13 protein-coding genes are annotated in these 16,364 nt (G+C 43.5%); 2 read left to right on the plus strand and 11 right to left on the minus strand.

The window, feature by feature from the left end:
* Positions 1–166: 166 nt before the first annotated feature.
* Positions 167–1,828, plus strand: coding sequence for a hypothetical protein (locus ABDD95_RS22470; RefSeq protein WP_345949606.1), 1,662 nt, complete (start codon positions 167–169; stop codon positions 1,826–1,828).
* Positions 1,829–1,913: 85 nt separating this feature from the next.
* Entirely contained in the window at positions 1,914–2,897 is a 984-nt protein-coding gene (locus tag ABDD95_RS22475; RefSeq protein ID WP_345949607.1) for an FAD:protein FMN transferase, read from the plus strand.
* 18 nt (positions 2,898–2,915) lie between these two features.
* Here the strand turns inward: ABDD95_RS22475 and ABDD95_RS22480 are convergent, their stop codons facing one another.
* The 11 genes from ABDD95_RS22480 to ABDD95_RS22530 all read right to left on the minus strand — a co-directional run bounded on the left by ABDD95_RS22480 (position 2,916) and on the right by ABDD95_RS22530 (position 16,348).
* Positions 2,916–5,105 carry a PepSY domain-containing protein gene (locus tag ABDD95_RS22480; protein WP_345949608.1) on the minus strand — a complete coding sequence of 730 codons (2,190 nt, stop codon included), beginning with the start codon at positions 5,103–5,105 and terminating at the stop codon, positions 2,916–2,918.
* Positions 5,106–5,120: 15 nt separating this feature from the next.
* Positions 5,121–5,615, minus strand: coding sequence for a DUF2271 domain-containing protein (locus ABDD95_RS22485; RefSeq protein ID WP_345949609.1), 495 nt, complete (start codon positions 5,613–5,615; stop codon positions 5,121–5,123).
* 7 nt (positions 5,616–5,622) lie between these two features.
* Entirely contained in the window at positions 5,623–7,158 is a 1,536-nt protein-coding gene (locus ABDD95_RS22490; protein ID WP_345949610.1) for an ankyrin repeat domain-containing protein, read from the minus strand.
* Between the two features lie 178 nt (positions 7,159–7,336).
* Complete coding sequence (locus ABDD95_RS22495; protein ID WP_345949611.1) at positions 7,337–8,650, minus strand: hypothetical protein; 1,314 nt, start codon at positions 8,648–8,650, stop codon at positions 7,337–7,339.
* A gap of 193 nt (positions 8,651–8,843) precedes the next feature.
* Complete coding sequence (locus ABDD95_RS22500; protein ID WP_345949612.1) at positions 8,844–9,788, minus strand: 6-bladed beta-propeller; 945 nt, start codon at positions 9,786–9,788, stop codon at positions 8,844–8,846.
* The gene (locus tag ABDD95_RS22505; protein ID WP_345949613.1) at positions 9,785–11,023 is read right to left on the minus strand and encodes an MFS transporter; all 1,239 of its coding nucleotides are present in this window, start codon (positions 11,021–11,023) and stop codon (positions 9,785–9,787) included. Before ABDD95_RS22505 ends, ABDD95_RS22500 begins: the two co-directional genes overlap by 4 nt.
* Positions 11,024–11,061: 38 nt before the next feature.
* Entirely contained in the window at positions 11,062–12,135 is a 1,074-nt protein-coding gene (locus tag ABDD95_RS22510) for a galactose oxidase (protein ID WP_345949614.1), read from the minus strand.
* A gap of 55 nt (positions 12,136–12,190) precedes the next feature.
* Positions 12,191–13,126 carry a dihydrodipicolinate synthase family protein gene (locus ABDD95_RS22515; RefSeq protein WP_345949615.1) on the minus strand — a complete coding sequence of 312 codons (936 nt, stop codon included), beginning with the start codon at positions 13,124–13,126 and terminating at the stop codon, positions 12,191–12,193.
* Positions 13,127–14,062: a dihydrodipicolinate synthase family protein gene (locus tag ABDD95_RS22520; RefSeq protein ID WP_345949616.1), complete on the minus strand. Its 936-nt coding sequence runs from the start codon at positions 14,060–14,062 to the stop codon at positions 13,127–13,129.
* Positions 14,063–14,842 (minus strand): phytanoyl-CoA dioxygenase family protein, encoded by a 780-nt coding sequence (locus ABDD95_RS22525; RefSeq protein WP_345949617.1) that lies wholly within the window; start codon positions 14,840–14,842, stop codon positions 14,063–14,065.
* A gap of 60 nt (positions 14,843–14,902) precedes the next feature.
* A complete protein-coding gene (locus ABDD95_RS22530) occupies positions 14,903–16,348 on the minus strand; it encodes a RagB/SusD family nutrient uptake outer membrane protein (protein WP_345949618.1) in 1,446 nt (481 codons plus the stop codon).
* Positions 16,349–16,364: the final 16 nt, after the last annotated feature.

Here is a 16,364-nt window from a genome sequence, read left to right on the forward strand (position 1 = left end):
AAACCAGCATGCATTTGAGGCCATATATGCCCGGATTGGGGGTTCCCTTTAGTAAGTAAATTAGCTATAAGTAGCTATTGTATTCATAAGTGGTATTAAGCAATTTCGTTGTAAGCCTTTATTAAAGCGTCTTTACAGACCCTCCTTATAAACCAATTTTCATCCCATGAAAGATTCATTAAAAAAAATTGACCCACCCTATTACCCTATAGTTTATGTAAGAGGATATGCGATGCGCCGAGCCGACGTTGAAGAAACTTTTAACGACTCTTATTATGGCTTTGCAACTTCGGCCGTTTATAAGAAGCAAACACAGGCAGACAACGGTTACCTTACCCCCGATTTATTTGAAGGGCAATTAATCCGCTTTATGAAAAGCCGGTTTGAAAGCAGTGATGAAAAAAAGTATGGTTATGCCGATGCCGTGAATTGCCGGACGGAAGATTTTGACGAATCTAACCCATCGAGAAGTATTTGGATAAGCCGCTTTTATGATGTGGACTACATTCAGGATAAAGTGCGCAGTATTGAAAACCATGCGCTTGAACTGACAGACCTGATTGTAAATAAAATTCCTCTCCAGTTATTGGCGTTGGGCATGAGCAGGGAGTCGTTAGAAAAAGATTATAAAGTTATACTGATTACCCATTCAATGGGTGGCCTGGTATGCAGAACATTGTTGCAAAATACCTTGCCTAATTACATAGACAACAGAGCCCCGGATGACATTATCGTACCCCTTAGCCGTATTACAGATTCAGCCAAACTAATACACCGTTTGGTAACCATTGGTTCGCCGCATAAAGGAATAGACATGGGTAACATACCCGATATTGTTGAAGAGGCTATTGTTTCTTCTCTCAACCCGTATGACTCCAGCATTTTCAGGCCTAAAAGAATGCGGGAGTATTTACAGCTTGGTGAATTAAAAAACCCGCAGAGTGAAAGTCGCAATGAAGATAATTACAAGTATGATTTACACAGTTTAGGCAAAAGTACCTTCCCCGTTAAAAATTGCCTTTGCGTTATAGGAAGTGATTATGGCGCCTACTCTGCCATTAAACACGTTACCGGAAGTTTTAGCGATGGCTTGGTAAAGCAAGACAGAGCTTACATAGTAAGCGGTGAAAAGCCCGTGTCAGGCACTCAATACGACGAAAACAATGTTGCTTTTTATGCCAATGTTCATCGGGCTCATTCGGGCTACAGGGGCATTGTAAACAGCTACGAGACATTTGAAAACATCCAGCGTTTTTTGTTTGGCGACTTAGGCGTACGTATAGCGCTACGCGACATTAAAATTCAAACGCCCGAGCTGCAAGGACTGGAATACTTTTATGACTTTGAATTTGCATTAACCATACGCGGTACAGGGGTTTACTTACATCAAAGAAAGCAAGACCCCTGCGAAAATGCCATACGTATTAAGCGAAAAGAGATTCCGGATCAAAAAGACATTTTTTTGCATACCGGCTTTTTAAATTCAAAATTACGGCTATCTAAAAATGAAGGTTCATTTTTTATCATGAAGTTCAGCGTATTAGAGTATAGTGTTAAAAAGGGCTTGCTATGGGATACACAATACCCATCCCGAACCATCTATTCAGAAAGCCTGGAGATAGAAGTTGTAGCAGATGCTACAAGTCCTTACGATTACGTTGCCCGGTATTCTTGGCAATCCGATATTGACAAATGGAAAGATTTTGCAGCTGATGAGGATGGAAATTTTGTTATTCCGCTTACCACTAATGCAGCAGTTCAGGATATGTCATCACTGGTGGGTAATATCGTCTTAAAGCCATTTAAATGGGGGGAGCAAACAACTTAATCATCACCTTAATTTCAGTTTCCTTTAACCTAAATTTGCGTTATTTGCTGAAATCTTTTAGGAGCTGATGCGTTCCTTTTATTCCATGAAACAGTGCCTATTTGTATTTTTAATTTTAACCGGTATAAGCACCTCGGCCCAGGTACTGCGCAAAAGAACAGTTAAATTAATGGGTGGCAGGTTTGATATCACCATTGTAGCACCTGATTCCCTATCGGCCGAGCATAATATTGATACAGTGATTGCTGAAGTTACCCGGATAGAAAACCTGATATCGGACTGGAAGGCCGACACACAAATATCTGCAGTGAACCAAAATGCAGGCATTGCCCCGGTAGAGGTAAGTGCGGAAGTATTTGCTTTGACGGAACGGGCGCTGCATCTTTCTAAAATTACTAAAGGCGCATTTGATATTAGCTTTGCAGCCATGGATCGGATATGGAAGTTTGATGGCTCCATGACCCAAATGCCGTCTGCCGAAGCGGTAACAAAATCGGTTAAAAACGTAGGCTATCAGGATATAGTACTGGATCGTAAAAACTCGACCATTTTTTTAAAACGGAAGGGAATGAAGATTGGATTCGGTGCTTTGGGCGAAGGTTATGCAACCGACCGCTGCCGCGATATGATGCTGGCCCGTGGCATTAAGGCCGGCATTGTAAATGGATCGGGCGATATGAGCACCTGGGGCAAACACCCTAATGGCAGTAACTGGGCCGTGGGCATTACTAACCCTATACATAAAGACACCATATTTGCGGTTGTGCCACTGCAAAAAAGCGCCGTGGTAACCTCGGGCAATTATGAAAAATTTGTGGTGTTTAATGGCAAAAGATATTCGCACATTATTAACCCGACCACCGGCTACCCGGCTACCGGCTTATGCAGTGTAACCGTATTTGGCCCCAGCGCTGAAACAGCCAACGGTTTAAGCACCTCTATGATGGTTTTAGGAAAAACTAAGGGTATGCAGCTAATTAAAAAACACCCGGCCTACAGCTGCATTTTAATTACTGATGATGGCCATATTTATTCACATAAGTTGGACCTTGACAAGTATTCTTTATAGTGTGGAGTTTTGAAAAGCCTAATAACAATCCATCAAAATTTGACCATGCGACTGGTAAACACTGAGGCTTTGCCCTAATTGCGATTGACATGCGGTTTCCAGCAAAGCAACAACGTCCTTTTGCATCGATAGCGAACCACAAATCATCAGCACGCCACCACCGTTCAGTATACGTGCAATAAAGTTAATGTCGCGATCAATCAAATGGCTTACATATTGCATTTCGCCTTCCCTTGAACGCGCCACATGCAGCCGGCTAAGCTTTTGCACAGCTTTAGCCTCTTCCAAAAACGGCTGATAAATAGCGAATGATGCACCGTCACGGAAACCGCAGTACAAATGGCAAGGCGTTCTTTGAAGGTTCTGTCCAATCATGCCCAAAAACGGGGCAATACCCGTACCGTTGCAAATCATGACAACCTCGGCGGCTTTTGATGGGAAATGAAAATGATCATTGTTGACGAGGCGTGCCTGGATACTTTGCCCTTCACTTAGCCGATGTAAAAAGCCCGAACCAAGCCCCTCAGTATGCAAGCGCACACTTAACTGAATCTCTTTATCAATAACACCAATAGAATACAACCTTTCCCGATGATCATTTGCAGGGTAAATAGCTAACAGATCACCAGAGGTAGCTTTGATTTTACGCTTAGCTTGTAAACGAATTAAGAAAGTATCATCACTACCGGCGGTTGTACGGGTTACAATAAATGTTTCCAGGCGGCTGGGTCTTGTACTTTGCCATTCAGGCAGTGCCGCAAGCACAACGCCTGATTGTTGTGACCAGGCCTCTGCCCATAAATTGAATTCGGCTGGCGATTTATCATTTACCGTATGAATATCCAACAAAGGTTTAGCCCAGGTTTGGTGCGCAAGCAACTGGTTTACCTCAAAAGCAAACTTACAAAAATCGGGATAGGCATGTGAGCCAAAGCCAATTACCGAATACAGAACCTCTTGCGGTTGCTGGTACTTTTGAAAAAGGCCGGCAACACGTGAAGCATTGGTAGGCGCATCGCCCAGCCCATAAGTGGCGGTTAAAACAATTAAATGTTTGGCTTGAGGGAATGCCGTATAGCTATTCAACTCGGTTATAAAACTTCTTTTATCCTGCTTGAGCAATTGTTGATGCACGGCCTGTGCAAAGCCAAACGTGCTGCCGTTTTCTGATCCAACCAGTATAATAAACTCGGCAGTGGCGGCGGTGTATTTGTTTTTTACCCGGTTAGCCCTGCGTTTAAACGTAATAGCAAAGCCCGAATAAATAAAGAACAAAATACTGGCCGAGGCAACGGCTAATACAACGGCCCACAGTGCACTGGCTTTACCCGTATGTAAGTTGAGGCTTAAGGTAGTGAGCACTACGGCAGTAGGGTACTTCACTTCACTCAAAATGTCTCCCGTAATTTGGTTAACCGTTAGTTCGCGGTCATTTAGCTTAAGGGTGTAATAGTCTTCCGCATCTTCTGAGAAAGGAAACTCAATGCTTTGTACCTGTGCTAGTTTAGTATTCTTAAAAATGGCAATCTCAGCAGGCTTCCTTTCAGGCTCAGACCGGATAGCGTTAAAATCAATCTTTAGTGTAGCTTTTTTTATTTCTACCAGCCCAAACCGGGCTAACGACAGGTATGCGCCGGTTAGTGCAATAATAAAGATTGGCACCAATGCCAGCCGCCCCAGCACCACATGATAGTACTGGGCAAAATTATCACGCACTATTCGGGTAAAAAACCGCTTCAGCCCACGCTGCCGCTGTATAACCAGCACAGTTCCGGACAAGGTAATTAGCAGTAACAAAAAAGCCGTAAGACCTATGAAGAACCGGCCCGTTTCATGCAAAAAAAGTGAGCGGTGCAAATCATTCACCCATTGGAAAAATTCATTCTTTTGGGCCGGTATACCCAAAACTTTCCCTGTTAGCGGATCTATATAAGCCGCCAGGTTTTTTCCCTGTGCATCGCTGGCCTTTACCTGTACAAACTGGTTAGCATCAACAGTAAGCTCACTAATATCGGGGTAGGTTTTACGAAGTGCGGGAAGCGTTTGAGCGAGCGTAATCTGGTTAAACCCATCAACGCGGTAAGGATGCAACTTTTCGGATACCGGCTCAAATGAAAGGATGATGCCGGTTATGGAGGCTAATGTAAGCAACAAAAAAGAAGATACGGCCAGTGCTAAGTGGCTGTATCTCCAAATTGAAATAGTCATGCTGTAATGGTAACGTTAGTTAGCGCTAAAGCGCACATAACGAATAAAGCCCGTGCCCTCATTTTTGCCAGCAAGCGCATCGCTGGTGAGTGGTATTTCCAGGTCTTTTACATAGTAATTTTTATCTTCTACTGCGCTTTCAAAACGCAGCTTGTAGCCAGCATTTATCTTTGAAGTTTCAATCTCAATAACGTTAACGCTACGGTCACCACCAGTAACGGAGGCGCCGGTGATAGCGCTAATGTTAGCCGGCTTCTTTTTATAAAACTTGTTCCACTCTTTTAGGCTCGAATACCATTTCTTGTCAGAACCCATTACATACAAAGTTTTATCGTACGCACCTTTGCTATCAATTAATGAAATAACAATATAAGCGCCCTCACCCATGTAATTGGTCATTTGCACCATGCATTTATACTTGCTGGTACCGGTTGCCTGAGCAAAAGAAACAGTAGACTTAACGAAGGTGAGCGCCAAAAACAAAAGCGTTGCTTTATATAACTTAGACATTAATAAATTATTTAAGGAAATTAACGGATACGTTCTTTTTAGTTAAAGACTCATTTTCACCAGCTAAGTCAAATGCAGTTTCTTTAAAATTTGTAGTGATGTCTTTTTTAGCGCCTATTGATAACAAATATTTCAGCATGGCATCGTCTTTAGATACCATAGCTGCTTTATGCAATGCAGTAAGGCCTTCATTATTACGAGCGTTCACATCAATACCCAATGGCTCTAAACGTTTCATTAATGAGAAGTCGTTTTTGGCAATGGCCAGATGCCACAGCGTATTACCATTTTTTTGCGGGGCCTTAGCATCAAAGCCTTTTGCCTGGAGCATTTTTAGCTTGGTATCAAAGTCTTCGGGCTTTGGCCCGTTAAAGCTTGGGGCACCTTGCCTTCCACCCAATTGTTCGCCGGCGTATGATTGCACCAGGTAAGCAGCAAGGTTATCACCGGCATGGTCAATTACTTTAACATCAGCACCTTTATTGAGCAGGTAACTTACAACATCGGGCGAATTGCTACGCACAGCCATAGCTAATGCACTTACGCCTTTTTGGTTACTTTGATTGAGGTTTTTTACATGGGAAATAAGCATACCCAACACAGCCGTATCGCGGTTACTGGCAGCAGCATTCATAAAGGGCGTATTACCGTCTTCGTCGGCCTGATTTACGTCAACACCTTTAGATAAGAAATACTGGATGATTTGATTTTGGTTAGGCTTGCGCACAATATAATGAAGCACATTCTCGCCACTCTTATTGGTTACCGTTGGTTTAATGTTCAGGCTTTCGAGGTACTGGTAAAGGGCTAAAGTAGCGCCGCCGGCATTACCGCCCGGTCCACGGCGTCCTCCAGACTGGCTGGCCATAATCATAGCGTTGGCATTCACAGGCACCCCTTTTTGTACCAATGCCTTTAACACATCAATATTACCACCCCGGGCAGCATAAGCAAAGGCATTGTTGCCGGCAGCATCAGTGCTTTTGATATCCAACCCTTTAGATACGAAATAACTAGTTAGTGTAAGGTCTTTATCATTTGCTACAGCTAAAAGCAGCGCATTTGCACCATCATGATTGAGCTCCTTTTTTAGGTTAGCGCCGTGCGCTAAGCATAAATCGTAAATTTTTGTATTGGCCTGACCACTGGCAGCTGCAAAATTTAGCGGCGTAGTGCCATGGCTGTCCTCAACATTTGTTTTAGCACCTTTTGATAGCAGGTATTCTACCACCTCTACATTACCCCTGTTAGCAGCCCAGTGTAAATAAGTACGACCATCGTGTGTTAGTTTATCTACGTTATTACCCGGCTGGTCTATTAAATATTTAATAGCCTCGGTAGGCGCCTGCGCATTAATAGCCATTACAACCGGGTCAAAGCTCATGGCATTAAATTGTGAAGGACTACCTCCTTTATCAACTTCGGCTTTTACCTGGCTCACGTCGGGTTTAGCCTGCCAAAAAGATGGATCTAACAACACATTTTTCTGCGCATGTGCAGAAAATGTAAAAAGAGTTGAAAGGGCTATAAGTAGTTTTTTCATATTACCGGAGTTGCTGGGTATACAAATACCGCTTACTTCACTGTTATAAATAAGATAATGCAGCGAAGTTAATAAGAAACAGTCTAAATAAAAATAGGCTTTAAGTAAATTATATAAGACGTAATAAAAAAAGCCTTCCCGGCAAGAAGGTTTTAAGTGGCGTTATTTTTACAAAAATCTATTTGTGTGATTTGACCAAACTGGCCGGAGTGGTCTCGTTGCTCAGCAACCTACCGAACACTTCCCAACGCTTATTAGGATCTTTACCAGTTGCACCGTTTTGCGCCATATAATTTCTAATCAAATCCTGCCCATAGTTGTAGTTAATTACATAGCTGCGGTACTTTTTGATAAAGTCTAAGGATTTTTCGGCTGTTTCATCATTCATGAGACCATACTTTTTTAGCCAGCTTAGTGCCTTGCCCCGGCTCATGGTATCATCAATTAACCCTCTGGCTACTTCATTACGCACATAATTCAATCTTGCTTTAATAGCCACGGCTTTAAAGTAAACGTCAATTCCGGCGGTATCCAGTCCTGCTAACGATAACAATATCGATTTGGCGAAATTCACTTTATCATTACCCGGAAAAGCTACTTCTATACCATAATTGGCACTGCCCTCCGCAATTAAAGACTGCGGACTGAACAACGGGTATAATGAAAGCTCCACCCATCCCCTGTCGTGGTAAAGGTTCTTTTCCAACAGCATATTATATACATGGTGACCGGGGTAACTTTCATGACTGCCCACATCAATAGCCCGGTCAATAAAAATCTTGGTGTCTGTATTAATTTGTACTACGCTTTTATAGTTGCCCTTGTACCAATTATAACCCGACCATGGTTTATCTTTTACAAATTCCAGCGTAAAGCTCTCGTTTGCCGGCAATTGATAGTGGGCTTTAGTGCGTTTACGCGCTTCAGCTATGGCAGCGTTTATAACCGGCTCAAGTTTCTCTGTCGGAATTACAAATTTATTAGCCAGCTTCTGGAAACGGTTGTTCACATTACCGCTGCCTGGCAAAATACTATCCAGTTCATCAACGGTAGCTTTAAAATAATCTTCGTCATAAACGGGGGCCACTACGCCAAACAGCGCTTTTGACTCTTCATCAAACGTGGCGTATTCTTCGCTATATATCCTGATACGGCGGCTAAATGCCAGTAACTGATCATACATCCAATTGGCCCTGATCTGGTTAGAATCGTTGGTTGAGCTATGGGCTACTGAGCTGAGCTCGTTCATCAACTCATTTACTGATGCTAAAAGGCTATCCTTAGGAAAACTTTCGGCAACTGCCTGCTTAGGTTTCAATGAATCGGGACCATAATAAGCATCCACAAAGTCACTGTCATACTGGCCAATAGTTAAGCCAAGGTGAACATAATCTTTCGCCAACTTATTCAGTTGCCTGTCTTCTTCCTTTTCGGCAGGGCTTTTACATGACAAAACCATTAACACAGGAAATAACAGTAGTAAATTTCTCATAGATGCATACATAGATAGCCGTAAAGCTACAAACAACGGATGACTTATTTAGAAAGGACGTTTACCTGCCTGCTAGATAAGGAGGCAAAGTCATACTTCTACAACACATTCTAAGGAAATTAAACAGCGTCACATTCCTTTTAAGTCTGGCTTATTTGATATAAACGACATTGGCCTGAAGTGGATATATACATCAAACTCTTTCCAAAAAAACCGGATAGGTTTTACCCGCGTTCCATTGCGGTATGAGGAGGTTTTCATCCGCATCAACGCATACATCGTGCGGGTGGATAAACGTTTGCCCAACCTGCTTTTGCGGTTGTAAAACACCGTCTGCATATATAGGTTCAGTGCCACCCGGAGAGGAAATTACACGGTGATGTTCATCTAATATGGTAACGTAACCAGAGCCAAAATTTTGATTATGTTCTGATCTGAATACTGCGCCATAAACATTTTTTCCGTGTATAACAGGTCGGCAAATAAAAGAACCCGGCAGGGAAATGGTTTCTATATATTGTCCATCCAGTGTAAAGCGCTTAAGCGCCTGATGATTTCGGGAAGTAATTAGTAAAGACGGCTCACTATAACGACTATCAACAGTTATACCATGTGCACAATCAAATTGCTCGCGCCCGTCACCTTTACCCCCCCAATGCCGGATGTAATTACCTGCATGGTCATACTGTATAACAAACTGGTGACCATAACCATCGGTAACGTATAAATCTCCATTGGCAGCAACTGCCGTTTCGGTCGGTTTATATTCATTGACAGCTGTATATTCGGGTATCTCTTTAGGATAGCTGTATACCGAGATTATTTTGCCATCGAGCGACGTTTTAATCACTTCATGGCGTACCGTATCGGTAATGTATAAGTATTCAGTCCCGTTTTCATCAGCAATGGTTAAGCCATGCCCGCCCGGAAACTCGTTTCCCCAGACAGACACAATGTTACCGTCTTTTGAATAAACAAGTATATTGTTCTTAACCTCGTTGGTAAGCATGTACAGCAATCCGTTCTGTGCCCTAACCATTTCATGGCAGTCGTTAACCGGATATTTTACGGCATCGGCCTTGCTCCAATTACGGTTAACACGATACTGGTAATCACCGTGTCCTATAACCTCCTTCATGCTGTATATTCTTTTTGACGATAAAATTTTACAAAAAACAGAGAGAGGCTTGCCAACAGCATTAACACCGCTGAAACCTGGTAAATGATAGAAAGATCGATTTGAGCGTCTTTTAAAACCCCACCAATATATACCATCAATCCGCCAACTATGGTACTTAAAAAGTTCAGGAAGCCATACCCCGTTGCTATGTACCGGTTATCAATTACCTGACACAAAATGGGCATCAGGTTACTGTCATTAAAGCCACGTGCTAAGCCATAAACAATCATAGCGGCAATTGCTATAAGTAAAACATGCGTACTGGCCATTAAAAAAAGAAATGGAGCCCCAACCGTAAAGCCAATTATAACTACATATAAACGACTGCGTTCATTAATTTTCGACCACCGATCTGCCAGTATGCCACCTATCAAAACACCGGCAAAAGAGCCAATTTGCATATAGCCCGTGGCCGAAATACCAGCCTCTCCAAGCCCGAGATGAAAATGTTCTTTCAAGAAAGTGGGCAGCCAGGCATAAATTAACCAGTTTACAATGCCCAATACGCAGAAATAGAACATCAGCACTAAAAACGAGCGTTCTGCCAATAACTGCTTAAATATTTGGAACAGATTTGCAGGTGCCTTTTTGTAGACCGGGTCACCGTTAGATACGATAGGTTTATCTTTTAAAAACACAATTAATAAAATCGAATAAACTACACCAATCAAACCAAATAACTGAAAGCCATGGCGCCACCCCCATGATTCGGCTATAAAACCGCCTAAGCCGCCGAGCGCAAGACCAGCATATAAACCGCTCATGTGCAAGCCCGTTGCAATTGATCTTGTCCGGCCCTGATGATACTCACTTATAAGCGCCAGGCCAGCCGGTATGTAGCACGCTTCGCTAAGCCCCATTACCACACGTGCAACCAGCATTTCCGGAAAAGAACTTACAAAACCCGTCCAAAGCGTTACAGCAGACCAGATGGCCACGCTAAAACAAATTACCTTTTTGCGCCCGTAATTATCGGCAAAGTAGCCGCCAAGCGGACTAAGCAAGCCATACGAAAGCAAAAACATGGTAGTTAACAGACCGAACTGCGAATCATTGAGTTTAAAATCGGCTACTACCGGATCATGCATTGATGTAATAAGGTTTCGGTCGAAATAATTTAAAAACGCAACCACCCACAGCATAGCCACAAGTGCCCATGGATAGGAGGAAGAAACGGATGGTGATTTAATCATGGTATTGGTGTTTTGTAATGGGGTAAACTGTGGTTACTTTAATGTTTAACTGGCGTTGCCACCCGCACCCGCGGAGTACGAACAGCCGGGCGCACTTCGCCGCCTGGAAAAACAAGCTTTCCGTTCCATATAACTAAAGGTACAGTAACCGGTGCCCATAAACTTTCGTTAGGCTTACTTACACTGTTCTTATTCTTCTCAACCGGAATATCTGACCCGGCTTTCCACTGATTTTCATTTACATAATAATTCAAGATCCGGATATTAAAGCCTGGATGCGTTTCTTTAAGATCAGCTCGTTCGGCCAGTTGTCCGTCATCGCCACCAAATATGCTTAATACATTTTTATTTGAGGTATAAACGGAATTTGGAGCCGCAACAGCGGCCCAAGGCATATCAGCAAGCTGTTTCCACCCTTTACCCGGCGCATAAGAATAAGCATCGTTCAAATACCTGCGCTTCACCGATCCGTTCTGTGCGTCTACGAGTTCAGCGCCACTAAATAAATAAAATGTATTATTTATGGCACCTGTTGCAGCTAACATTCGGGCCGGACCGGGCCAGCTATCTAATTTATGCCACCGCTGTTCGGCTGCCGGCAATGAAAGATCGAGCGATAAAAAAAGGTTAGCGCAACGCCTGTCGTCGGGGTTAATTAAACCGCCAGCTACATAGAGTATATTACCGGCAACAGCCCCCGAACTATTGGCAAGGGCGTAGGGCAAATCTGGCAGCGTATCTATTGTTATACTTTGTGTGTTATATGAAAGTGCAAACACTTTCTGCGTATGGCCGGCTTCGTTGCTTCCGCCAACACAAATTAATTTGTTATTCCAGGTTACCGATACACCGTAACCCAGATTATGGGGTAATTTGCCGACAACTTTCCATTGCCCATCAGGCTTCTCAAGCACAAAAATCTGATTAGTCCAAACTTTCTTACTTCCTGTCCACGGTGCTCCGCCGTCAGGGAAGTTTGCCCCTCCTGCTACAATCATGCTACCTCCGGAAGTGCCGCCAAACGAACCGGCAAAACCATGCGCATCAGGAATAGCAGCCAGCTCAGACCACTTAAATTCGGTAACTTGTGCTTCAGCTATCGTCGTACTCATCAGGCTCAGATTAAAACCAATAATTTTTGCTGCTCGTAGTGTTTGAGAAATAGCTTTATGCATTAGCAGTTTGATTTGCGTATTGATTAAGCAGCTCAAAGAAGCCTTCTGATTCCAGATCAGCTTTTAATTGGGCATAACTCTGGGCAGACAACGGCGCAAGTGGCAAACGTGGATTACCCATATCAAAACCCAGCATGTGCATAATGGCTCTTTGTGCAGCAATGGATGGATGTTTAATAATACAACGAATGATGTTTACCATTAACAGTTGCAGCCGTTTTGCCTCTTCGTGATTACCAGCACGGTAATTTTTAATGATGTCTAAATATACAGGCGCGGCAAAGGTATAGGTACTACCAATTGCACCTACTGCGCCAACCGATAAAGCAGGAAGCAGCATCTCATCAAATCCGTAAAGCGCTTCATATCTTCCGTCTTCAACGTTAAGGCAGGCCTGGTACTCGTACAACGTTGATGCCGTGTACTTTATACCTGCAAGATTGGGTATTTGCTGTCCGCCTATTTTTAAGAAATCAACCATATCCATACCCACACCCGTTAACGTAGGCATATGATAGTAATAAAAAGGCAGCTGCGGCGCAGCTGAAGCTATCTCGGCCATACAATCGACCAGGTTTTGTACCGATACCGGCTTAAAGTAAAATGCCGCTACTGACGAAAATGCATCAGCACCAATGGAAGCGGCATGTGCTGCCAGCTTTTTGCACTCGGCAATTGAGGTATGACCTACATGTACAAGCACCAATATGCGTTTATTGGCAGCTTTTACATAGGCTTCGGCAACAGCCATACGTTCCTCGACTGACATGTTGGGGCCCTCGCCGTTAGTGCCGCATATGTATACACCCGAAACACCATCTCCTATTAGCTTTTCAACCAGTGTTGCTATGATCTCCGTATTAAGTGTTCCGTCTTCATGATAGGCTGCAAATGTTGCTGCTACTATTCCGTTTATTTTCATGTTCATTTAATGTTTTGTAGTAAAAAATTCGGGTATCAGTGCCTGAGCGCGCTTCCTTATCGTGAGCACCTCATCCTCGCTAATAAAGTGGTATGGCCAGCGCAAACGCGTTCCTACGTTTATGTAACCCCCTACCGCACTCAAAAATTTATCAAGTGCCGGGTTAGAAAATCGTTGTTGCTGATACGGCACTATACATTCTTTAAAAAACTGCTGGATTCGAAACTCCAAATCGAGAGCCGAATTAATATCTGTTTGCATATCATCCCACCATTGTTGGGCGGCTTTTGCGTTAATGCAGGCTACATTTGAGTAAGCGCCAGACGCAATGCCATTGGCGAAGCCAGTGGCTAACATATGCCCCGGTACAAATACTGAAAGGTGCTTGCCATACCGCTTCATATCATTAACCCATTGCACATCACCGCTCAGTACTTTTATGCCAATAAGGCTGGGGACTAAATCTTTAAAGCCAGCGTAAGCCTGTGGCGGCAAAACCATTTTGGCATGCGGCGGATTATAAAGCACCAGAGGTATACCGGCAGCAGCATGGCTCATTCCCTGCAAAAAGCTTACTTGCTCCTGCTGGTTAGCTACTATCCAATCAGGCAGTATGACCTGGATTGCATCTGGCAGCAAGGCTACGCTTCTTTGCAGGCGCTGTTTTGATATGATGGGAGACGGATGCGACGCACCTATCTGAAACGGCATACCGGCCATTCTGCATTTACTCGCGAGCAACTCGTTTATTTTATCAAATTCAGCTTCGGTTTGGTTATGAAACTCCCCCGCCGAACCATTTGAATAAATGCCATCTACCTGAGCTGCTATCAATTGGTCAATTTCCTCGGCCAGCAGTGTGTAGTTGATTGAATCATCCGTATTAACCGGCAGTAGCAGCGTAGCCCAATTTCCCTTTAAAGTTTCAGCAGTGAGCCTCATTTATATATTGGCTTCAAATTCTGACACTTCAGTAAACCGGGTTGCGCCTTTAACCAACCGGCCAAGCCTGGGCTTCCTATCGTTATAAACCTCAACTGCATCAGCATCAGCATAGCGAAGGAAAAGGATACGCCGGTCACGATCAGTTGAATAATTGCCGTCGGATTTATGAAGCATCCAGCAATTAAATATAAGCACATCGCCTGCCTGCATTTCCATCGGTACAGCAAGTGAATCATCTGCCTCAACTATAATTTCCGACTGCGTTTTTTTCTGCTCTTCATCCTGATTAACTTTAATCTGGCCTTGTTTGTGACTGCCGGGAATTAACCACAAGCAACCGTTATCACGGTCGGTATCATCAAGCGCAGTAAGTGTTGTTATAGCATTGTAAGGCTCCAGTTCGCCATAGCCGTTATCCTGATGCCAGCCAAAGGGCTTGGTGTTGCCCCGCATTTTAAATGTAAGCTGCGAAGTAGCTCCTTTTATATTGGGCCCAATAACCTGTGAAGCTATATCAACCAGTGGTCCTTCAAAATAATAATTACGAACAGTTGGCGCCTGGTGATGAATGTTTACCAGCAGTGAGTTTTGAAGCCAGCTTTTAGTAGGATCAAATGATTCTTTTTCACGAGCCCATGCGGCCATGCTTTCAGTTTGCATCTGGTTAAGGCCCTCCTTAGTAAGAATACTTTTGATAACTAAAAAACCGTTTTCTTTGAAAGATTTTAACTCATCTTCATTAAGTGCTTTATAGTTGAATAATGATGTGTGTTTCATATCAAAATCTGTAGTTAATTTGTATGGTTAGCGGATGTTAAAATCTCTGCCGTCAGAATTTTAATACCCTGCTGTTTGTACTAATTGAGAATTTGCAGCAAGTACGCTTGCTGACAGCGGCCAGAATAATGGTGTTTTTTTACCTACAAGATTTGGCACATAATCGTAAGCATTAATGGTGTTGCCAAAGTGAAAGCGCACAATATCATACCAGCGCTTGTTCTCAAAAAACAACTCGCGGCCGCGCTCATCAAATATGGAGCGTTCAACAGTAGCTTTATCTGTGGCACCCGTATAAGCGCCGTTGCCGGCTCGTACGCGCACCTTGTCGAGATATTCGATAGCTTTGGTAGTGTTATTAACACCTGCGTAAGCTTCAGCTTCCATCAGGTAAACGTCGGCCAACCGCCACATAATTACATCATTGTCAGAAACACGGTCATCAGGGTACACGTTACCCGGCAATTTGATAACATAGCTATTTCTGACCGTTGTGCCGACGCGCTCGGTAATGAAGGTAAACGGCTTGCGTTTGTCATTAGTTAAACCGCTAAACAGCTGGCGGCTTTTTAAGCTGATTTGGTAACCGCCTTGGCCATTTGTTGTAGTTTTAGCATAAGGTATGCTATCTAAATTAGATGCGTTTTGCACACTTTGCAGGTACGGCAACGCATTTAGTCCGTAATTGGCACCAGTCTCGTCGCGCTGATAATAGGCAGCCATGATAACCTCTGCATTGGCGCGTGTGGTGGTTACATCTTTAAAGTTATTCAATAAGCTTACACCCGTGGTTTCAACAGCTGCACATGCGGCAATAGCGTCATTAAAGTCAGTTGCACCGCCACCCAGTACTTTGGCACTCCAAAGTTTAGCTTCGGCCTTTAACGCTTGTGCTGCGCCCCAGCTAAAGCGATACTTATTGGCATAGGATTTATCTGGGAACAAGCTGATAGCCATGTCCAAATCAGAAAATATCTGTTTCATCACATCAGCCGCCTTAGCGCGCGGCAGCAGGGGCACATTATCGTCAGTAATGGCCTGCAGCATTAAAGGCGTATCACCAACAACCCTAACCAAAAATAGATAGGTATAAGCCCGTTGGCATAAAGCTTCGGCTTTTATTCTGTTCTTAACGGCCGCGCTGCTAAATTGGAATGGCTCGATCTGCTCTAAAAGTAAATTAGAAGCACCAATAGCTCTGTACTGCCCGTTGTAGTTAAAGGCATTTGTTGTAGGCGTAATGGTTTGCAGCCACACGCTTGTTAAACGTGAGTTTGGCCCTTGCGCCAATTCTTCGCTACGCTCGGTACCATAAGTAAAGGAGTTGGCAAATGCGCGTATAGAGGCATAATTACCAATAACAAAAGGGTCAAAATCGCCTTCGCTTTTAAAGTAAACTTGTCCAGTGATTTGCGACTGCGGTGTAACATCTAATAATTTATTGCAGGAGGTTGTTCCTGCCAGCGTTAAGCCTAACAGGCCTGCCGCTAAAAATATCTTTTTCATTTTCATGTTTTTATAG

It is taken from the genome of Mucilaginibacter sp. PAMB04274, from assembly GCF_039634385.2.
Taxonomy (GTDB): Bacteria; Bacteroidota; Bacteroidia; order Sphingobacteriales; family Sphingobacteriaceae; genus Mucilaginibacter.